The organism is Friedmanniella luteola (genome assembly GCF_900105065.1).
Classification (GTDB): domain Bacteria; phylum Actinomycetota; class Actinomycetes; order Propionibacteriales; family Propionibacteriaceae; genus Microlunatus; species Microlunatus luteolus.
On sequence record NZ_LT629749.1, the window covers coordinates 2,381,288 to 2,400,434 of the forward strand.

Below are 19,147 nucleotides of genomic sequence, written 5' to 3' on the forward strand. Positions count from 1 at the left end.
CGTCAGCGGGCCCCGCTAGGCTCAGCCGGCTCCTCCCCCACCCCTCACGACAGGACCGCCATGACCTTCCCGGGCGTCGGCACGCTCGTCAACGTCGCCACCGTGCTCGCGGGGTCGGGCCTCGGCCTGCTGCTCGGTCACCGGCTGCCCGCGCGGACCCGGGACACCGTCACCGACGGGCTCGGCCTGGTCACCCTGCTGATCGGCGGGCTGTCGGCCGCCTCGGTGGGCTCCGCCGTGCTGGCCGACGTCGTCGGGAGCTCGGCCCCGGTGCTGATCGTGCTGGGCTCGCTGCTGCTGGGCGGCATCGTCGGCTCGCTGGTGGACGTCGAGCGGCGCCTGGAGGACCTCGGCGGCTGGATCCGGAGCCGGCTCGGCCGCCGTGACGGGCTGGTCGAGGGGCCGCACGCGCAGGCGCGGGAGCGGTTCATCGAGGCCTTCGTGTCCTCGTCGCTGGTGTTCTGCGTCGGCCCGCTGACCATCCTGGGGTCCCTGTCCGACGGCCTCGGGCTGGGCGCCGAGCAGCTGTACCTGAAGGCCACCCTCGACGGCTTCGCCGCCATCGCCTTCGCCGCCTCCCTGGGCGTCGGCGTGCTGGCCTCGGCCCTGACGGTCGCCGTCGTGCAGGGGCTGCTGACCGTCGTCGGTCTGGTGGTCGGGGACGTCCTGCCCCCCGCGCACCTCGACGCGCTGACGGCGACGGGCGGCCTGCTGCTGCTCGGCGTCGGGCTGCGGCTGCTGCGGATCCGCCAGGTGCCGGTGGGCAACCTGCTGCCGGCGCTGCTCGTCGCCCCGCTGCTGGTCGCGCTCGTGGCGGCGTCCCGGTGAGCGCGCCGGCCTCCGCCGACGCGCCCGACGAGGCCGCGGACCGCCGGTCGGTGCTGCGGGCGGCGCTGGGCATCGGCCTGTACGCGGGGGCCTTCGGGGCCTCGTTCGGCGCCGTCGCGGTGGGCTCGGGCCTCAGCGTCGGGCAGGCGATGGTGCTCAGCCTGGTGATGTTCTCCGGCGCCTCCCAGTTCGCCTTCACGGGGGTGGCGGCCGCCGGGGGCTCGACGGTCACCGCGGTGGCGGCCGCCCTGCTGCTGGGGCTGCGGAACGCGTTCTACGGCGTGACGCTCACCTCGGTGCTGGCCCCGCGGGGGCTCGCCCGGTTGTGGACCGCGCACTTCGTCATCGACGAGACGACGGCGATGGCGGTCGGCCAGCCGGGCGTCCGGCTGCAGCGCTACGCGTTCTGGTCGACCGGCCTCGTGCTGTGCGCGCTGTGGCAGCTGGGCACGCTGGCCGGGGCGCTCGCCGGCGGGGTCGTCGACCCGTCCGACCTCGGCCTCGACGCCGCCGGGCCGGCCGTCTTCCTCGCGCTGCTGTGGCCCGGGCTGAAGCGCGTCGAGGCGCGCTGGGTGGCCGTCGCCGGCGCCGCCGTCGCGCTGGCCCTCGTGCCGGTCGCCCCCGAGGGCGTGCCCGTGCTGGCCTCGGCCGGCGTCGCCGTGCTGGCGGGGCTGCGACCCGGCCCCGGGGAAGGGCCGGAGGCGACGTCGTGACCGCGCTCTGGGTGGCCCTGCTGGTCGCCGCCGTCGGCAGCTACCTGACCAAGCTGGCCGGGCTGTCGCTGCCGGAGTCGGTGCTGGCCCACCCCCGGGTCCAGCGGGTGGCGGCCTTCCTGCCGGTCGCCATGCTCGCCGCGCTCGTCGCCGTCCAGCTGGTCGACGGCGGCGGTCGCTACGCGGTCGACTGGCGCGTGCTGGTGGGGGTGGCCGCCGCCGTCGTCGCGCTGCTGCTGCGCCGCGGGTTCCTCGTCGTGTTCCTCACCGCCATCGCCGTGACCGCGCTGCTGCGGCTGCTGACCTGAGCGCTCCCGCCGGCGGCTGCGGGAGACCGGCCACCGGCGCCGCTGTCGACGGAGGTCTCCTCGCCGTTAGCGCGGGCCCTGCCCGGGTACTGGTCCGTGAGGAGCAGGACCGAGCTGAGGAGGTACGGATGCAGGCGATGGTCTACCGCGGGCCCTACAAGATCCGGGTCGAGGAGAAGGACATCCCGCGGATCGAGCACCCGAACGACGCGATCATCAAGGTGGCCCTGGCGGCGATCTGCGGGTCCGACCTGCACCTCTACCACGGGCTGATGCCGGACACCCGGGTCGGCCACACCTTCGGCCACGAGTTCATCGGCGTGGTGCACGAGGTGGGCCCGTCGGTGCAGAACCTGCAGGTCGGCGACCGGGTCATGGTGCCCTTCAACATCTACTGCGGCTCCTGCTTCTACTGCGCGCGCGGCCTCTACTCCAACTGCCACAACGTCAACCCGAACGCCACCGCGGTCGGCGGGATCTACGGCTACTCCCACACCACGGGGGGTTACGACGGCGGCCAGGCCGAGTACGTGCGGGTGCCGTTCGCCGACGTCGGACCCGCGAAGATCCCCGCCTGGCTGACCGACGAGGACGCCGTGCTCTGCACCGACGCCCTGGCGACGGGCTACTTCGGCGCCCAGCTGGCCGACATCGTCGAGGGCGACGTGGTGGCCGTCTTCGGGGCCGGGCCGGTCGGCCTCTACGCCGCCGCCTCGGCCTGGCTGATGGGCGCCGGCCGGGTCATCGTCATCGACCACCTCGACTACCGGTTGGAGAAGGCGCGCACCTTCGCCCACGCCGAGACCCGCAACTTCGCCGAGTTCGACGACATCGTCGTGGAGATGAAGAAGACCACCGGCTGGCTGGGGGCCGACCGGGTGATCGACGCGGTCGGCGCCGAGGCTGACGGGAACTTCCGCCAGGTGCTCACCGGCACCAAGCTCAAGCTGCAGGGCGGCTCCCCGGTGGCGCTGAACTGGGCCATCGACAGCGTGCGGAAGGGCGGGACGGTCTCCGTCGTCGGCGCCTACGGCCCGGTGCCGAACATGGTCAAGTTCGGCGACGCCCTGAACAAGGGCCTGACGATCCGCGGCAACCAGACGCCGGTCAAGCGGCAGTGGCCGCGGCTGCTCTCCCACATCCAGAACGGCTACCTGAAGCCCAGCGGGATCGTCACCCACCGGCTGCCGCTGGAGCACATCGCCGAGGGCTACCACATGTTCTCGGCGAAGCTCGACGGCTGCATCAAGACGCTCATCGAGCCCGGCGCCTGAGGAAGGACCCTGATGACCTACACCGCCGACCACCCGCCCCTGCCCGAGACCCCCGAGCAGCTGCGTGCCCGCATCCCCGGCTGGGGGGCCGACCTGGACCCCGCCGACCGGCCCGCGTTCCCGCGCGAGCAGTTCGACCCGGCCGCCAGCGGCGCGCACTGGGACTTCCCCGAGCGCCAGCCCGAGCTCGCGCCGCGCGAGCGGTCCATCGAGCACGGGATGCTGCCGCCCGTCTTCGGCACAGCCCAGCCGACGCACGGCGTCTCCGGGGCCATCCGGAAGTACGCCTACCGCCGGTTCGGCGAGGGCCGGTCCGCCCACTGGCTGCTGCTCATCGCCGCCGACCGCGTCGACGCCACGGGGGCGCACCTGCGCTCCTTCGCGTCGCTGCGGCCGGACAACCCGGTCACCGAGACGGGCGTGCTCAGCGAGGCGCGCCGGCACGGCCTGAGCTCACGTGCGGGGCACGACCGGGCCGACGTCAACCACCAGTGGCTCGACCCCGTCGTGGTGGCCGGGCCGTGGGTGGCCGCCGGTGCGCTCGGCTGGGTGGCCCTGCGCGCCGTCCGCCGACACCGGTCCTGACCACGGGCCCGCGCGCCCCGCGTGAGGTCCTGTGAGGAGTCCGACCGCGACCACCCGGTCGAACTCCTCACCACTCGTCCCGACCACCGCGGTCCGGGAGGTCAGTACCCCGCCGCGCCCTCGGCCGGGTCGGAGCCCAGCAGGGCGCGGGAGCCGGAGACGCCGAGCCGGGTGGCGCCGGCCGCGACCATCCGGCGGGCGTCGTCGAGGGTGCGGACCCCGCCGGAAGCCTTGACGTGCGCGCGGTCGCCCACCGTCTCGGCCATCAGCCGGACGGCGTGCTCGGTCGCCCCGCCGGAGGGGTGGAACCCGGTGGAGGTCTTGACGAAGTCCGCGCCCGCCTCGACCGCGGCCCGGCAGACCCCGACGATCTCCTCGTCGCTCAGCGCCGCGGCCTCGATGATGACCTTGAGCACGGTCGGAGCCGGCACGGCGGCCCGGACGCTGGTGACGTCGGCCTGCACCGCGTCGAAGTCGTGCGCCTTGGCGGCGCCCACGTCGATCACCATGTCGATCTCGTCGGCCCCGGCCGCGACCGCCTGCGCCGCCTCGGCCGCCTTGGTCGCCGAGGTGTGCTTCCCGCTCGGGAACCCCGTGACCGCCGCGATCTTGAGGCCGCTGCCCGCCGGCACGGCGAGGGGCAGCATCGACGGCGAGACGCACACCGAGTAGGTGCCGAGCGCGACCGCCTCGGCGACCAGCGCCTCGACGTCGGCGACCGTGGCCTCGGGCTTGAGCAGGGTGTGGTCGATCAGCCGCGCGACCGCGGCCGGGGTGAGCTCGGGGATGCGGTTGTCGGTCATGGGCGTGCCTTCCGTCGGTGCTGCTGCGTCTGGGCTTGATCGGTCCGGGGTGGACCGGTCCGGGGGTGCACGGGCATCGTCCCGCGTCGCCGCCTCAGGCCGCGCTCAGGGCACGGCGGGCCGCGTCCTCGTCGGTGACCAGGACCGAGCAGAGGCCGCTGGTCAGGGCGGCGGCGATGACGGCCGCCTTGGCGGGGCCGGACGCGACGGCGATGGCCTGGCCCGCGCCGCGGAGGTCGTCGAGCGTCAGGCCGACGGTGCGGGCCTCGACCTCCGCGTCGGCCACGTGCCCGTCCGCGGTGACGTAGTGGCCGAGGACGTCGCCGCAGGCTCCGGCCGCCCGCAGCCGCTCGAGCTCGGCGGCGGTCACCGCCCCGCTCTGCACCAGCACGGAGTCGGGGCTCAGCGCGCCGAGGGAGAACAGCAGGGCGTCCGCCGCGCGGGCGCGGGCCAGGGTGTCGCGGACCGAGGACTCGGCGTACAGCGCGGTCCGGGTGCTGGCGTGCTCGACGATCGCCGGGAGCGGCAGCAGGGTGGCGCGGCCGTTGCCGCTGCGGGCGATGCTCAGGGCCACGTCGGCCGCGGTCGTGGGCCGCACGGAGCGGCTCACGCTGCCGTTGACCTGGACGACCTCGAGCCCGGTGGTCCAGCCGGCGGGCAGCACGGCCGCCACCTCCTGGAGGGTGTTGCCCCACGAGACGCCCAGCGTGCGGAGCGCCCGGCCGCGGCTGCGCAGCAGGTCGGCAGCGGCCAGGGCGACGTGGGTGCTGCCGGCGGCCGGACCGCTCGGGGTGGGCACGACGACGCAGTCCCGCAGCCCGAACCGGGCCCGCAGCTCGGCCTCGAGGTCGCGGCGCCGGGCGCGCGGGTGCACGACGGTGATCTGCACGATCCCCTCGGCGCGGGCCTCCTCCAGCAGCCGGCCCACCTTCCAGCGGGTGAGGTGCAGCTCGTGGCCGATGTCCTCCTGGGTGCGGCCCTGCTCCCAGTAGCGCTGCGCGACGTCCAGCAGCAGCGTCGTCCGGTCCGGCGTCGGGGTGCTCACCGGGCCGCCAGCCGGTCGACCGAGGCGTGCATCAGCGGGGTCAGGGCCTGCATCAGCCCGACGTAGTCGGCGTAGGTCTGCCGGTAGAGCGCGTGCCGCCCGGCGTCCGGGGTCAGGGTGCGGGTCCGGGGCGCGTGGGCCGCCGCACCCTCGTCGAGCCCGGCGACCAGACCCGCGCCGGCGGCGCCGATCACCGCGCAGGCCCGCAGGGTCAGGTTGTCGCCGTCGACGATCTCGACCTCCCGGCCCAGCACGTCCACGGTGACCTGCTGCCAGAGCCGGTTCTTCTCGATGCCGCCGGAGAAGACCAGCCGGCCGCAGGCGACGCCGGCCCGCTCAAAGGACTCGACGACCCCCCGGGTGCCGCAGGCGACCGCCTCGACGGCGGCCCGGTACAGCTCCTCCCGCGTCGTGCCAAGGGTGAGCCCGACGACGGCGCCGCGCAGCCGGGCGTCGCGGTACGGCGTCCGGTTGCCCATGAAGGTGTCCAGGGCCAGCAGCCCGTGGGCGCCGGCCTCGACGCGCGAGGCGCCCTCGACGAGGGCGGACAGGTCCTCCCGGGCGACGCCCATGATGCCCTCGCCGGCCCAGGTCAGCACCGAGCCGCTGGTCACCTGGCCGCCCTCGACCAGCCACTTCGTGGTCCGCAGGGCGTGCGGGTAGGGCCCCCAGATCTCGGTGGTCTCGGTCGGCTCGTCGACCTCGGCGACGATCGCCGAGGAGGTCCCCGACACCAGGGAGACGACGTCGTCGGACGCGCCGCAGGAGAGCAGCGAGACGTGCGCGTCGATCCCCCCGACCACGACCGGGGCGCCCGGTGCGGTGCCGAAGAGGTCGGCCGCCTCCCGGGTCAGGGGCCCGGCGACCGACCCGACGGGACGGATCTCGTCGGGCAGCCGCTCGACCAGGTCGGCGACGCCGAGGTCGGCGTACAGCGCGACCGGGAAGGCGCCGCGCAGGCCGTCGTAGTTGTACTTGCAGACGGCGTTCATCTGCGACCCGACCCAGCGGCCGGTCAGCCGGAACGTCAGGTAGTCCAGGGCCTCGACGACGCGCGCCGCCCGCGCCCAGGTCGCCGGCTCGTTCTCCTTGAGCCACACGGCCTTGGGCAGCAGCCACTCGGACGCGTCCGAGCCGCCCGACCACGCCAGCACCGGGTGGCGCTCGGCCAGCGCGGCCGTCCGCGCCGCCTGGGCCGAGGCCCGGGAGTCCATCCACAGGATCGCCGGCCGCAGCGGCCGCCCGTCGGCGTCGAGGACGGCGACGGTCGAGGCCGTGGTGGCGGAGGCGACGGCGAGGACCGGCCCGGCGGCCCGGCAGGCGTCGGTGGCCAGCAGGGTGCGGGCCGCGTCGACGACGGCGGACCACCACGCCTCCGGGTCCTGCTCGGCCCAGCCCGCGCGCGGGAAGGTGGTGGCGTAGGGCCGGTGCACCGAGCCGAGGGCGGTGCCGTCCTCGGTGAAGGCCCCGACCCGGGCGCCCTCCGTGCCGAGGTCGAGGGCCAGCAGCAGGCCCACGCTCAGCCCGCGTTCGGGACGAAGATCACCTTGGAGGAGTGCTCCGACCGGGCCCCGAGCTTCTGCATCATCTCGGGCAGGGCGGCCAGCGGCAGCTCGTGGGTGATCATGAACTCCCAGCGCAGCTCACCGCTCGCCATCTTGGCCGCGGCGACCCGCCACTCGTCGCCGGGGAACGGCGCCGAGAACGAGTTCCAGGAACCGTGCAGGGTGACCTCGAGCCGCAGGAACTGGTTCCAGGTCTCCTTGGCGAGCTCCACCGGCGCGTGCGGGATGCCGACGAAGACCGCGTGGCCCTTCGGTCCCACCAGCCGGGCCGCCATGTCCGCGGTGACCGGGACCCCGGCCGACTCGAGCACGACGTCGAAGCCGCGGCCGGCCACCGCTCTGGCCTCGTCGAGGGTCTGGACGGCGTGGTCGGCGCCCGCCTCGCGGGCCATCGCCGACTTCTCCTCGCTCAGGTCGATCGTGACCACCTCGGCGGCCCCGTGCAGCCGGGCCCACTGGACCGCGAACAGCCCGATCGGGCCCGCGCCGACCACGAGCACCCGGTGCCCGGCCCGCAGGCCGGTCTTCCAGAGCGCGTGCAGGGCGATGGCGGCCGGGTCGAGCATCGCGGCGGCCCGGGGGTCGAGGCCCTCCGGCATCGGCAGCAGGTTGCCGACGGGCGAGACGACGTACTGCGCGTACGCGCCGTCGCTGCGGCTGCCGAAGTAGTCGTAGTCCTCGCAGAGCCCGAAGTCGCCACGGACGCAGAAGTCGCAGTGCCGGCACGGGATCAGCGGCGGCACCGAGACGAGGTCGCCCGGGCTGAAGCCGGTGACGCCCTCCCCCAGGGTCTCCACGTGGGCGGAGAACTCGTGGCCGCAGATGATCGGCATGACGTAGCCGCCGTTGCGGAGCATCCGGGGGATGTCGGAGCCGCAGACGCCGCAGGCCGCCACCTTGAGCAGCACCTCGCCCGCCCCCGGGGTCGGCACGGGCACCTCCTCGACGCGGATGTCGCCGGGGGCGTGCATCACGGCGGCGGTCATCGAGCTGGGCAGGTCCGGCACGGGGTCTCCTCGAGGCTGGGGCGGTCCTCCGACGCTAACGGGCTCCGCACGGCCCGGCAACATCTGTTGGCCTCTTTGCTCAGATGAGCACCCGCGCCTCGAGGCGCGTGGTCGCCCCGGGCTCAGCCCGGGCTGACGTCGGCGACCACCGCGGTGGCCACCTCGTCGAGGCCGCGGCGCTGGCTCGACGCCGCCGCGGTGAGCAGGGCCAGCGCCTCGTCGGCCGGGCAGCGGTGGGCGGCCATCACCACCCCGGTGGCCTGCGCCACGGCCGCCTGGGCGCGCAGGCCCCGGTGCGCCGGCGTGGTCGGACGGGGTCGGGTGGGCCGCAGGGCGTCGACCGCGACGTGCACCAGCGCCTCGACCAGCGCCACCGGGGGCCGGGACAACGGCTCGGCACCCGTGCCGTAGAGGGTCAGCGCCAGCCGCTCCGCCCGGGGTGCGGGCAGGCTGACGGCCAGGACCTGCTGGACGCCCAGGGCCTCCGCCACCCGGGCGAAGCCGGGGGTCCAGGCGCCGTCAGCCGGGGTCAGGGTGACGGTCCGGCCGCCCGTCAGCGCGTCCAACGAGGGCCCGCCCCCCCGGGTCCGCTGCTGCTCGTCGAGCAGGGCGGCGCCGGGGCCGGTCGTCGTGAGGGTGTGCAGCCGGCCGTCGCGCAGGACCGTCACCGACACGGCCAGGACGCCGGGGGCCACGTGCCGGGCGAGATCGGCGACCCGCTCGAGGACGGGGTGCCGGGCGGCCGGTCCAGGAGGGCCGGCCGCGGTCGGTCGGGCGGGGACCGGACCCGGTGCGGCCTCGGGCGCCGGCGGTGGCAGATCGGGCTGGGTCACGACGCATCCTCGGGAGAACGGGACCGGCCGCGGCGGCGCGCGCCACGGGCTGCGCGGGCCGCTGCCTGACCCAGGACCGGTCCCGGGGTGCGGGGCTCGTCCGCCGCCTCACGGACGGCCACAGGGCCGTCAGCCTACGCCGGGGGCGCGACGACCCGCCACCGCACGAGCCCGCCGACGTCTCCGCGACCGCTACCCTGGGGCGGTCGCGCGGTACCCGCCGCGCCCCGGTCGACGCCGCCTGGACCGCACCCGCTCAGGAGCAGACCATGGCCACCCTCACCGCACCGCCGACGGGCCGTCGGCCCCGCGTGCTCTTCGTCGGCCCGGACGCCGGCTCGACCCAGATCGCGGCCGGCGTGCTGCGCCAGGTGACCGGGGACGCCGTCGTCGTCGGCACCTCCGGCACCCGGCCCCCGGACCCGAGCCGGCGCACCGACGAGATGCTCGTCGCCATGGGTCTCGACCCCGCCGACGAGCGGCTGCTCAGCGCCGGCTCGCTGCGGGCCGCCGACCGGGTCGTCGTGCTCGGAGCCGAGGTGGACGTGGCCCGGCTGCCCGGTCCCCGCTACGAGCGGTGGGACCTGGAGACCGACGACCTGCTGACGCGGGTGGAGGCGCTGGCCGACGAGCTCACGGCGGCACCGGTCGTCGAGGCGCCCACCACCCTGCGGGCGCGGGTGCGGGCCTGGGCGCCGGTCCTGCGCCGTCGTCTCCGGCGCCGGTAGCGGCGGATGGCGAAGAACCGTGCGGGCGGCACCCCGGCCACCGTGGCCCTGGCGCGAGCCGGGGTCGCGCACAGCCTGCACCCCTACGCCCACGAGGACGGCACGTCGCACTACGGGGACGAGGCGGCCGCGGCCCTCGGCGTGCCCCCGGGGCGGATCTTCAAGACGCTGCTCGCCGACCTGGGCGGCGAGCTGGTCGTGGCGGTCGTCCCGGTGGCCCGGCAGCTCGACCTCAAGGCGCTCGCTGCCGCGCTCGGCGCCAAGAAGGCGACGATGGCCGACCCGGCCGCCGCGACACGGAGCACGGGGTACGTGCTGGGCGGCATCTCCCCGCTCGGGCAGCGGACCCGGCTGCGCACCGTCGTGGACCGCTCCGCCGGGGACTTCCCCACCGTCTACGTCTCGGCGGGCCGGCGCGGGCTGCAGGTGGAGCTGGCCCCCGACGACCTCGCGCGGATGACGGGGGCGGTCACGGCGGCGATCGGCCACTGAGCGGTCGCCCGCCGAGCGCGCCCGGCCGGCGGGACGTCAGCCGTTCTCGACCACCGGCCGGCTCTCCTCGAGGGTCTCCGGCACACCGGCGGGATCCTCGTCGTCCTCCTCGCGACCCAGCGACGAGCCCAGCAGCACGGGCACCACGGCCAGGAACGGCCAGACCAGCAGCGACGCCGGGGCCCGCAGCTCCAGCGCGACGGGGACGACGTCCCCGGCGGCCGCCCGCGCCAGCCGCGGGTTGAACTCACCGGGGCCGAGCGCGGTCCCCACCCACCAGGCCAGCAGTCCGGCCGCCACCGCGACGACGACCACGAGCAGCACCAGCGGCCAGCCGAGCGCGCGCAGCCGGCGCCAGGCCACCAGCCCCACCAGCAGCCCGACGACGGCCCCCAGCAGGCAGAACCAGGCGTCGGAGCCGACGACCGCCGTCAGCCCGCGCTCGCTGGTGGCGGCGCCGCCGTCCGCGCCGACCGTGTAGGTGGGCAGGTCGACGACCGCCTCCCAGGCCACCCCGGCCAGCGCCCCGAGCCCCAGCGCGAGGGCGACGAAGGCCACCACCGCCACCGGACCGGCCGGCCGCACCCGGTGCGCCGGACGGGCGGCGGCGGTCGCCGGGACGTCGCTCACGACGCCAGGCACGAGGGCCCGAGCAGCGCCTTGAGGTCGGCCATCAGAGGTCCGGACGGGGTCACCCGCAGCTGGTCGTCCAGCTTCATCACCGTCGTCTTGCCCGAGGACTGCAGCCGCAGCCGCACCTCCGTCATCCCGGGGTGGCCGGCCAGCACCTGCCGCAGCTGCTGCACGACCGGGGGCGTGCAGCGGACGGCCGGCAGGGAGATCACCACGGGCCCGCTCGGCCCGTCGGTGATGTCGGGCAGCGTCAGCTCCTGGGCGCTGATCGAGACCGAGTCGTCGTCCCGCTTCAACCGGCCCTTCACCTTGACCACCACGTCGGTGGCCAGCACCGTCGAGACGAGGTCGTAGGCCTTGGGGAACAGCAGCACCTCCACGGACGCCTCGAGGTCCTCGACGGTGATCACCGCCCAGATGTCGCCGCGCTTGGTGGTCTTCCGGGTGACGTTGGTGATCATCCCGGCGATGGTGACCATGCCCTCCTTGGGGCCGTCGTCGGTCAGCAGCTCGGCGATGGCGACGTCCCGCTCGGCGAGCAGGATGTGCTCCAGACCCTGCAGCGGGTGGTCGCTGACGTAGAGGCCGAGCATGTCCCGCTCGAAGGCGAGCTTGGTCCGCTTGTCCCAGTCGGCGAGGTCGGGCACCGTCCCGGACAGCACCGGGTCGTCGCCCCCGCCGTCCCCCCAGTCGCCGAACAGGTCGTCCTGGCCGTGGGCCTCGTTGCGCTTGAGGTCGAGGACGCCGTCGACGGCGTTCTCGTAGACGCTCATCAGGGCCCGCCGGGTGTGGCCCATCGACTCGAACGCGCCTGCCTTGATGAGGGACTCGATGACCCGCTTGTTGCAGACCACCAGGGGCACCTGGTCGAGGAAGCCGTGGAAGTTGACGGCCTTGCCGTGCTGCTCGCGGGCGGTGACGATGCCGTCGACGACGTTGGCCCCGACGTTGCGGATCGCGGTCAGCCCGAACCGGATGTCGGTGCCGACCGGGGTGAAGTTGGCGGCGGACTCGTTGACGTCCGGCGGCAGCACCTGGATGCCCATCCGCCGGCACTCCGACAGGTAGATGGCCATCTTGTCCTTGTCGTCGGCCACCGAGGTGAGCAGCGCCGCCATGAACTCGGCCGGGAAGTTGGCCTTGAGGTAGGCCGTCCAGTACGAGACGAGCCCGTACGCGGCCGTGTGCGCCTTGTTGAACGCGTAGTCGGAGAAGGGGACGAGGATGTCCCACAGCGCCTTGATCGCCGCGTCGCCGTAGCCGTTGGCGCGCATGCCGCCCGAGAACGGCACGAACTCGGCGTCGAGGACCTCCTTCTTCTTCTTGCCCATGGCGCGGCGCAGCAGGTCGGCCTGGCCGAGGCTGTACCCGGCGACCTTCTGCGCGATCGCCATCACCTGCTCCTGGTACACGATCAGGCCGTGGGTGGTGCCGAGGATCTCCGCCAGCGGCTCCTCGAGCTCGGCGTGGATCGGGGTGATCTCCTGCCGCTTGTTCTTGCGCAGGGCGTAGTTGGTGTGGCTGTCCGCGCCCATCGGGCCCGGGCGGTACAGCGCCAGGACCGCGGAGATGTCCTCGAAGTTGTCGGGGCGCATCAGCCGCAGCAGGGCGCGCATCGGCCCGCCGTCGAGCTGGAACACCCCGAGGGTGTCCCCGCGGCCCAGCAGGGCGTAGCTCGGGGCGTCGTCGAGCGCGAGGTCCTCCAGCACCATCTCGAAGCCGCGGTTGAGCTTGATGTTGCCCACGGCGTCGTCCAGCACCGTGAGGTTGCGCAGGCCCAGGAAGTCCATCTTGATCAGGCCCAGCGACTCGCACGTCGGGTAGTCGAGCTGGGTGATGATCGCGCCGTCCTGCTCACGGCGCATGATCGGGATGATGTCGATCAGGGGGTCGCTGGACATGATCACGCCCGCGGCGTGCACGCCCCACTGGCGCTTCAGCCCCTCGAGGTCGCGGGCCGTGTCGACGACCTTGGCCACCTCGGGGTCGTTCTCGTAGAGGGCGCGGAACTCCCCGCCCTCGCCGTAGCGGGAGTGCTCCTTGTCGAACAGCTTGGCCAGGGGCACGTCCTTGCCCATCACCGGCGCCGGCATGGCCTTGGTGATCCGCTCACCCACCCCGAACGGGTAGCCGAGCACCCGCGAGGCGTCCTTGACGGCCTGCTTGGCCTTGATGGTGCCGTAGGTGACGATCTGGCTGACCCGGTCGTCGCCGTACTTCTCCGTCACGTAGCGGATGACCTCACCGCGCCGGCGCTCGTCGAAGTCGATGTCGAAGTCGGGCATCGAGACGCGGTCGGGGTTGAGGAAGCGCTCGAAGATCAGACCGTGCTGCAGCGGGTCGAGGTCGGTGATCCGCATCGCGTAGGCCGCCATCGACCCCGGGCCCGACCCGCGGCCCGGTCCGACGCGGATGCCGTTCTCCTTGGCCCAGTTGATGAAGTCGGCGACGACGAGGAAGTAGCCGGCGAACCCCATCGAGAGGATGACCCCGGTCTCGAACTCGGCCTGCTTGCGGCTGGCCTCGGGCACGCCGCCGGGGTAGCGACGACGCAGGCCGGTCTCGACCTCCTTGACGAACCAGGACGCCTCGTCCTCCCCCGGCGGGCAGGGGTAGCGCGGCATGAAGGCGCCGACCCGCTCGTTGAAGGAGATGTCGCACCGCTCGGCGATGGCCAGGGTGTTGTCGCAGGCCTCCGGCAGCTCGGCGAACAGCTGCCGCATCTCGGCCGGGGACTTGAGGTAGTAGCTGTCGCCGTCGAACTTGAAGCGGTTGCCGTCGGCCATCGTCGACCCGGTCTGCACGCACAGCAGCACCTCGTGGGCGGCGGCGTCGGCGCGGGCGGCGTAGTGCAGGTCGTTGGTCGCGACCAGGGGCAGCCTGAGGTCCTTCGCGATGCGGAGCAGGTCCTGCCGCACCCGGGTCTCGATGCTGAGCCCGTGGTCCATCAGCTCGACGAAGTAGTTCTCCGCGCCGAAGATGTCCCGGAACTCGGCCGCACTGGCGACCGCCTCGTCGTAGCGGCCGAGCCGCAGGTAGGTCTGCACCTCCCCCGACGGGCAGCCGGTGGTGGCGATGAGGCCCTTGGCGTAGGTCTGCAGCAGCTCGCGGTCGGCCCGCGGCTTGTAGAAGTAGCCCTCCAGCGAGCTGCGCGAGCCCAGCCGGAACAGGTTGTGCATGCCCTCGGTCGTCTCCGACCACAGCGTCATGTGGGTGAAGGCGCCGCCGCCGGAGACGTCGTCGCCGCCGCCGTCGCCCCAGCGCACCCGCTTGCGCTCGCTGCGGTGGGTCTTGGGGGTGACGTAGGCCTCGAGTCCGATGATCGGCTTCACCCCGGAGCTCTTGGAGGCCTTGTAGAACTCGTAGGCGCCGAAGAGGTTGCCGTGGTCGGTCATGGCGACCGCCGGCATGCCCATCTCGGCGGCGCCGGCGAAGAGGTCGGAGACGCGGGCCGCGCCGTCCAGCATCGAGTACTCGGAGTGGACGTGCAGGTGGACGAACGAGTCCGTCGCGGTGGTGCTGGTGCTGGTCGAGGGTGTCGATCCCGTCGTGGCTGTGGAGCTACCCGGCATGTTCTCGATCGACCTCCAACTCGCTGCCCTGCCCGCTTCCGCCGCCGCCTGCACGGGCCCTCCGGGGAGGGACCGCCGGCCGACCGGCAAGCGCCTACAGTAGTCGCTCGGCGCTCCCGGCCGGGCCACGGCACGCGCGCTCCGAGGACTCCGCCGACCGGCCCTGCCGGTGCTCCCCAGCATGCCCGGCGGCACCGACAGTTCTTCCGCCGGGCGACGGCGCCCTCGCCCGCTCCCGTCCCGCCCCGTCCCGCCCCGTCCCGCCCGCCGACCGACCCGGAGGACCACCCGTGACCCACCCCGTCCTGCCGCCGACCGGCCCCCGGGTCGCCGTCGTGCAGCACACCGCGGTCTGCCCGCCCGGCCGCGTCGGCGACTGGCTCACCGCCGCGGGCTGCCGGCTGGAGGTCTTCCACTGCTCGGCCGGCGACGGCCTGCCTGCCTCCCTCGCGGCGTACGACGGGTTGGTGGTGCTGGGCGGGGAGATGGGCGCCTCCGACGACGCCGCCCACCCGTGGTTGCCCGGCACCCGGGCGCTGCTGCGCGCCGCCGTCGACGACGGCACCCCCACCCTGGCCGTCTGCCTCGGCCTCCAGCTGCTGGCGGTGGCCTGCGGCGGTCGGGTCGAGCCGGCGACGACCGGTCCGCAGACCGGCGTCCGCGCGGTGGAGCCGGAGGCCGCCGCCGCCGACGACCCGCTGCTCGGCCCGGTGCCCGTCGGCGCGCCGGCCGTGCACTGGAACAACGACCTCGTGGTCGAACCGCCGCCGGGCGCCGTCGTGCTCAGCCGGTCCGCGGGGACGGTGCAGGCGCTCCGGCTGGGCGCGGCGGCCTGGGGCGTGCAGTTCCACCCCGAGGTCGACGTCGCCACCCTGCGGCTGTGGGCCGACGCCGACGTGGCCGCCGGGCTGCTCGACGCCGACCGCGCGGCGCGACGGCTCGCCGACGTCGCCACCGCCGACCCCGTGCTGGTGCGCACCTGGCGCGCCCTGACCGACCGGTTCGCGGAGCAGCTGCGGGTGGCCGGCGCCCGCCGCGCCGGCCCGCCGCAGCGCCCGGCGGGCGTCGGCTTGGGAATTGGCGGCGGGACTCCGTAGGGTTCGGCCCAGACCATCGCGTGGGGCCGGGGGGCCCAGCCTTTCTCAGGAGCCGGCATGACCTCTGGCCACACCCCCCGTCCGCGCGCGCGCCGGCTGCTCGTCGGCGCCGCCCTGCTGGCCCTGCTCGCCGGCGGGCTCGGCGCGGCCGGCTCGTCGACCGGACCGGCCCCGGCCGTGGCGGCCACCACCGCCGGCGCCCTGGTCCCGCGCCCCGACCACGTCGTCGTCGTGGTGATGGAGAACAAGAACCGCACCAGCGTCATCGGCAGCGCGCAGGCGCCCTACGTCAACGCGCTGGCCGCGCGCGGCGCCAACCTGTCCCAGTCCTACGGCGTCACCCACCCCAGCCAGCCCAACTACGTGGCCCTGTTCTCCGGCGGCCAGCAGGGGGTGACGACGAACGCCTGCCGCGACCTGGGGGCCACGGCGAACCTGGGCAGCCAGCTGCGGAGCGCGGGCCTGACCTTCACCGGCTACGCCGAGTCGCTGCCCGCGGCCGGCTGGACCGGCTGCCGCCAGGGCGACTACGAGCGCAAGCACAACCCGTGGGTCGACTTCTCCAACCTGCCGACGAGCGTCAACCAGCCGTTCAGCGCCTTCCCGGAGAACTACGCCGACCTCCCCACGGTCAGCTTCGTCACCCCGAACATGTGCCACGACATGCACAACTGCTCGGTGGCCACCGGCGACACCTGGCTGCAGAAGAACCTCGACGGCTACGCCCGCTGGGCGATGACGCACAACAGCCTGCTGGTGGTCACCTTCGACGAGAACGCGGGCGGCACGGTCAACCAGATCGCGACCGTCGTCGTCGGCCAGAAGGTGCGGCCCGGGCTGTACGCCGAGTGGATGAACCACTACACCCTGCTGCGGACCCTCGAGGACGCCTACGGCCTCGCCCCCCTCGGCTTCGCCGCCCAGGCCACGCCGCTGCGGACGATCTGGACCACCGCCCCGAAGCCGCGCACCGGCGCCAGCAACGGCACCTTCGAGGGCGGCCTGGCCTCCTGGGCGTCGTCGGGGAAGACGACCACCTCGGTGAACAACGTGCACGGCGGCGAGCGCGCGGGCCGGGCCGGCGCCCTCACCGCCACCCGGGGTGACTCGATCCTCAGCCAGACCTTCGTGGTGCCGGCCGGCAGGAGCCGGCTGTCGGTGTGGTGGCAGGGCCGCTGCTCGGACACGGTGGGCAAGGCCTGGGCGACCGTCGTGCTCAAGCGGAACACCTCGTCGACGAAGTCGACGCTGCTGCCCCGGACCTGCGCCCGCAAGGGCGCCTGGACCAAGGTGGGCGTGCGGGTGACCCCGGGGCACTCCTACACGCTGCAGCTGGTCAACCACGACGACGGGGCGGCCGCGACGCCGAACCGGACCTACTTCGACGACGTCACCCTCAGCTAGGCGCTGCCCCGGATGTACCTCGCGGACGTCACCCGGAGCGCCGGGCTGCGCGGCGGCTCGCTGCGCCGGGTCGCCGCAGGCAACGTCGTGGCGCTCGGCCTGGTCAGCCTGCTCACCGACGTCTCGTCCGAGATGGTCACCGCGGTGCTGCCCGCGTACCTCGTGCTCGGGCTGCACCTCAGCGTCGCCCAGTACGGCGCGCTCGACGGCCTGTACACCGGCGCCACCGCCCTGACCCGGCTGGCCGGCGGCCACCTCGCCGACCGGTTCCGGCGACGGAAGCTGGTCGCGCTGGTCGGGTACGGGCTGTCGGCCGTCTCCAAGCTCGGCCTGCTGGGCGCCTCCGGGGCGCTGGGCATCGGCGCGGTGATCGCCGCCGACCGGACCGGCAAGGGCCTGCGCACCGCGCCCCGGGACGCGCTGATCGCCGGCTCGGTCGCCGAGCGGGACCTCGGCCAGGCCTTCGGCGTGCACCGCGCGATGGACGCCGTCGGGGCGTTCCTCGGCCCCGTCGCCGCGCTGGCCCTGCTGGCCCTGGCCGGCACCGGCGACTACTCCGTCGTCTTCGTCGGCAGCCTCTGCGCCGGTCTGCTCGGCCTGGTCGTGCTGGTCCTGTTCGTCCGGGAGCCCGCCGCGGTACAGGCCGACCCCGCTCCCGGCGCGGAGCCGGTGCTGAGCGCGCCCGGCCGGGTGCGGGCCCGTGAGCTGCTGCACGCCGGGGCCTTCCGCCGGCTCTGCGTCGTCGCGGCCCTGCTGGGCCTGGTCACCGTCGGCGACGGCTTCGTCTACCTCGTGCTGCAGGACCGGGACGACCTGCCGGTGCGGGTGTTCCCCCTGCTCGCGGTCGGCACCAGCCTGGCCTTCCTGCTGCTCGCCGTGCCGCTGGGCCGGCTGGCCGACCGGGTGGGTCGCTGGCCGGTCGTCGTCGGCGGCTACGGCTGCCTGCTGGGGGTCTACCTGCTGCTCAGCACCGACGCCGGCCCGCTCTGGCTGGTGCTGGCCCTGTACGGCGCGTTCTACGCGGCCACCGACGGCGTGCTGTCCGCGCTGGCGGTGCCGCTGATCCCGGAGGCGCTGCGGACGACGGGGCTGGCCCTGCTGCAGACCGGGCAGGCGCTCGCCTACGTCGTCTCCTCGGTGGTCTTCGGGCTGCTCTGGCAGAACGCCGGGGTGGCGGTCGCCTGCCTGACCGCCGCCGCCGTGGCCGTCCTGCTGCTGCCCTGCTGCGCCCTGCTGCTGCACCGCCCCGGGCGGGTCCGGTGACCGCGCTCGGCACCCGCGGCCGGGTCCTGGTCGCCGCCGCGTCGGCGCTGGTGCTGCTCGCCGTCGCCGTCCTCTGGGCCCTCACCCGGTCGGCCGCCGAGGTCGAGGTCGACCCGGCGGCCTCCCTGACCGCCCCGGGCGTCGTCGTCCGGGACACCCGCACCGGGCGGCTGGCCGTCGTCCGCCCGGACGGCAGCCGCGGCCAGACGGCCGCCACGTGCTCGCGGGTGCACGCGGCCGGCGGCCGGGCTGTCTGCCTGCGGCCGGACCCGAGCTCGCCGTCCACCTTCGTGCTCGACGTGCTGGGTCCCGACCTGGCCGTGCAGCGCACGCTGCCGGTCAACGGCGTGCCCACCCGGGCGCGCATCTCCGCCGACGGCCGGGTGGTGGCCTGGACCGTCTTCGTCTCCGGCGACTCCTACACCAGCTCGGGCTTCTCGACCCGGTCCGGCATCCTCGACCTCGAGACGGGCGTGCTGACCACCAGCCTCGAGGACTTCAGCGTCAGCGACGAGCAGGGGCGGGCCCAGAAGCCCCCCGCGGACGCCAACTTCTGGGGCGTCAGCTTCGCCGACGACGACAACACCTTCTACGCGACGATGGCCACCGGCGCGCACTTCTACCTCGTGCAGGGCGACTTCGCCGCGGAGACCGTGACGGTGCTGGCCGACGGCGTCGAGTGCCCCTCGCTGTCCCCCGACGGCACCCGGCTCGTCTACAAGCGCCGGCTGCCCAACCTCACCTGGCGGCTGGAGGTCTACGACCTCGGCAGCGGCCGTCGCACCGCCCTGGCCGAACCTGCCACCGTCGACGACCAGGGCGCCTGGCTGGACGACGCCACGATCGCCTACGGCCGCCTCGACCCGGCGACGGGCCAGGTCGGGGTCTGGACGGTGCCCGCCGACGGCTCCGGCGCCCCGGCCCTGCTCGCCGAGGACGCCGAGTCCCCCTCCGGCCGCGTTCCCGGCTGAGGTCGCCCGGACGGCGCGGTCGTCGG

General features: G+C 74.7%; 18 protein-coding genes. 11 read left to right on the forward strand and 7 right to left on the reverse strand.

The features are described from left to right. The first annotated feature begins 60 nt into the window (after window positions 1-60). The 5 genes from BLT72_RS11270 to BLT72_RS11290 all read left to right on the forward strand — a co-directional run bounded on the left by BLT72_RS11270 (window position 61) and on the right by BLT72_RS11290 (window position 3,708). Window positions 61-828, forward strand: a complete 768-nt coding sequence (locus BLT72_RS11270) for a DUF554 domain-containing protein (RefSeq protein WP_091412986.1) — start codon at window positions 61-63, stop codon at window positions 826-828. After that, window positions 825-1,541 carry an AzlC family ABC transporter permease gene (locus BLT72_RS11275; protein WP_091412987.1) on the forward strand — a complete coding sequence of 239 codons (717 nt, stop codon included), beginning with the start codon at window positions 825-827 and terminating at the stop codon, window positions 1,539-1,541. The genes BLT72_RS11270 and BLT72_RS11275 overlap by 4 nt, the downstream gene beginning before the upstream one ends. After that, on the forward strand, window positions 1,538-1,849 hold the full coding sequence (locus BLT72_RS11280; protein WP_091412988.1) for an AzlD domain-containing protein: 312 nt from the start codon (window positions 1,538-1,540) through the stop codon (window positions 1,847-1,849). Before BLT72_RS11275 ends, BLT72_RS11280 begins: the two co-directional genes overlap by 4 nt. 128 nt (window positions 1,850-1,977) lie before the next feature. After that, window positions 1,978-3,123 carry a zinc-dependent alcohol dehydrogenase gene (locus BLT72_RS11285; RefSeq protein WP_091412989.1) on the forward strand — a complete coding sequence of 382 codons (1,146 nt, stop codon included), beginning with the start codon at window positions 1,978-1,980 and terminating at the stop codon, window positions 3,121-3,123. A gap of 12 nt (window positions 3,124-3,135) precedes the next feature. Further along, window positions 3,136-3,708 carry a hypothetical protein gene (locus BLT72_RS11290; protein ID WP_091412990.1) on the forward strand — a complete coding sequence of 191 codons (573 nt, stop codon included), beginning with the start codon at window positions 3,136-3,138 and terminating at the stop codon, window positions 3,706-3,708. 101 nt (window positions 3,709-3,809) lie between these two features. Here the strand turns inward: BLT72_RS11290 and deoC are convergent, their stop codons facing one another. The 5 genes from deoC to BLT72_RS11315 form a co-directional block, all read right to left on the reverse strand. Continuing rightward, complete coding sequence (gene deoC, locus BLT72_RS11295; protein ID WP_091412991.1) at window positions 3,810-4,511, reverse strand: deoxyribose-phosphate aldolase; 702 nt, start codon at window positions 4,509-4,511, stop codon at window positions 3,810-3,812. Between the two features lie 94 nt (window positions 4,512-4,605). Beyond that, window positions 4,606-5,556 carry a sugar-binding transcriptional regulator gene (locus BLT72_RS11300; RefSeq protein WP_091412992.1) on the reverse strand — a complete coding sequence of 317 codons (951 nt, stop codon included), beginning with the start codon at window positions 5,554-5,556 and terminating at the stop codon, window positions 4,606-4,608. Beyond that, on the reverse strand, window positions 5,553-7,073 hold the full coding sequence (locus BLT72_RS11305) for an FGGY-family carbohydrate kinase (protein ID WP_091412993.1): 1,521 nt from the start codon (window positions 7,071-7,073) through the stop codon (window positions 5,553-5,555). The genes BLT72_RS11300 and BLT72_RS11305 overlap by 4 nt, the downstream gene beginning before the upstream one ends. A 2-nt stretch (window positions 7,074-7,075) precedes the next feature. After that, on the reverse strand, window positions 7,076-8,128 hold the full coding sequence (locus BLT72_RS11310; RefSeq protein ID WP_231929988.1) for a galactitol-1-phosphate 5-dehydrogenase: 1,053 nt from the start codon (window positions 8,126-8,128) through the stop codon (window positions 7,076-7,078). A 122-nt stretch (window positions 8,129-8,250) separates the two neighbouring features. Next, window positions 8,251-8,961, reverse strand: coding sequence for an ANTAR domain-containing protein (locus BLT72_RS11315; RefSeq protein ID WP_091412994.1), 711 nt, complete (start codon window positions 8,959-8,961; stop codon window positions 8,251-8,253). Between the two features lie 269 nt (window positions 8,962-9,230). Between BLT72_RS11315 and BLT72_RS11320 the strand changes: the two genes are divergently transcribed. Continuing rightward, complete coding sequence (locus BLT72_RS11320; protein ID WP_091412995.1) at window positions 9,231-9,689, forward strand: hypothetical protein; 459 nt, start codon at window positions 9,231-9,233, stop codon at window positions 9,687-9,689. 6 nt (window positions 9,690-9,695) lie between these two features. Then, entirely contained in the window at window positions 9,696-10,181 is a 486-nt protein-coding gene (gene ybaK / locus BLT72_RS11325) for a Cys-tRNA(Pro) deacylase (RefSeq protein WP_091412996.1), read from the forward strand. 36 nt (window positions 10,182-10,217) lie between these two features. On the opposite strand, the gene BLT72_RS11330 is transcribed toward ybaK, so the two are convergent. Further along, entirely contained in the window at window positions 10,218-10,811 is a 594-nt protein-coding gene (locus BLT72_RS11330) for a hypothetical protein (protein WP_091412997.1), read from the reverse strand. Next, window positions 10,808-14,386 carry a DNA polymerase III subunit alpha gene (gene dnaE, locus BLT72_RS11335; RefSeq protein ID WP_091412998.1) on the reverse strand — a complete coding sequence of 1,193 codons (3,579 nt, stop codon included), beginning with the start codon at window positions 14,384-14,386 and terminating at the stop codon, window positions 10,808-10,810. Before dnaE ends, BLT72_RS11330 begins: the two co-directional genes overlap by 4 nt. 290 nt (window positions 14,387-14,676) lie before the next feature. On the opposite strand from dnaE, the gene BLT72_RS11340 reads away from it, so the two are divergent. Genes BLT72_RS11340 through BLT72_RS11355 form a run of 4 tightly spaced genes read left to right on the forward strand, consistent with a single transcriptional unit; the run spans window position 14,677 to window position 19,121 of the window. Next, window positions 14,677-15,483, forward strand: coding sequence for a type 1 glutamine amidotransferase (locus BLT72_RS11340; protein WP_157720446.1), 807 nt, complete (start codon window positions 14,677-14,679; stop codon window positions 15,481-15,483). A 57-nt stretch (window positions 15,484-15,540) separates the two neighbouring features. Further along, window positions 15,541-16,887 (forward strand): alkaline phosphatase family protein, encoded by a 1,347-nt coding sequence (locus BLT72_RS11345; protein ID WP_091412999.1) that lies wholly within the window; start codon window positions 15,541-15,543, stop codon window positions 16,885-16,887. A 12-nt stretch (window positions 16,888-16,899) separates the two neighbouring features. Then, complete coding sequence (locus tag BLT72_RS11350) at window positions 16,900-18,150, forward strand: MFS transporter (RefSeq protein ID WP_091413000.1); 1,251 nt, start codon at window positions 16,900-16,902, stop codon at window positions 18,148-18,150. Further along, window positions 18,147-19,121, forward strand: coding sequence for a TolB-like translocation protein (locus BLT72_RS11355; RefSeq protein ID WP_091413001.1), 975 nt, complete (start codon window positions 18,147-18,149; stop codon window positions 19,119-19,121). Before BLT72_RS11350 ends, BLT72_RS11355 begins: the two co-directional genes overlap by 4 nt. The last annotated feature ends 26 nt before the right edge of the window (window positions 19,122-19,147 follow it).

Bases quoted from the DNA above. Each gene is read 5' to 3' on its own strand.
- dnaE (WP_091412998.1), bottom strand. From the start codon at position 14,386: ATGCCGGGTAGCTCCACAGCCACGACGGGATCGACACCCTCGACCAGC.
- deoC (WP_091412991.1), bottom strand. From the start codon at position 4,511: ATGACCGACAACCGCATCCCCGAGCTCACCCCGGCCGCGGTCGCGCGG.
- BLT72_RS11320 (WP_091412995.1), top strand. From the start codon at position 9,231: ATGGCCACCCTCACCGCACCGCCGACGGGCCGTCGGCCCCGCGTGCTC.
- BLT72_RS11270 (WP_091412986.1), top strand. From the start codon at position 61: ATGACCTTCCCGGGCGTCGGCACGCTCGTCAACGTCGCCACCGTGCTC.
- BLT72_RS11290 (WP_091412990.1), top strand. From the start codon at position 3,136: ATGACCTACACCGCCGACCACCCGCCCCTGCCCGAGACCCCCGAGCAG.
- ybaK (WP_091412996.1), top strand. From the start codon at position 9,696: ATGGCGAAGAACCGTGCGGGCGGCACCCCGGCCACCGTGGCCCTGGCG.
- BLT72_RS11345 (WP_091412999.1), top strand. From the start codon at position 15,541: ATGACCTCTGGCCACACCCCCCGTCCGCGCGCGCGCCGGCTGCTCGTC.
- BLT72_RS11350 (WP_091413000.1), top strand. From the start codon at position 16,900: ATGTACCTCGCGGACGTCACCCGGAGCGCCGGGCTGCGCGGCGGCTCG.
- BLT72_RS11285 (WP_091412989.1), top strand. From the start codon at position 1,978: ATGCAGGCGATGGTCTACCGCGGGCCCTACAAGATCCGGGTCGAGGAG.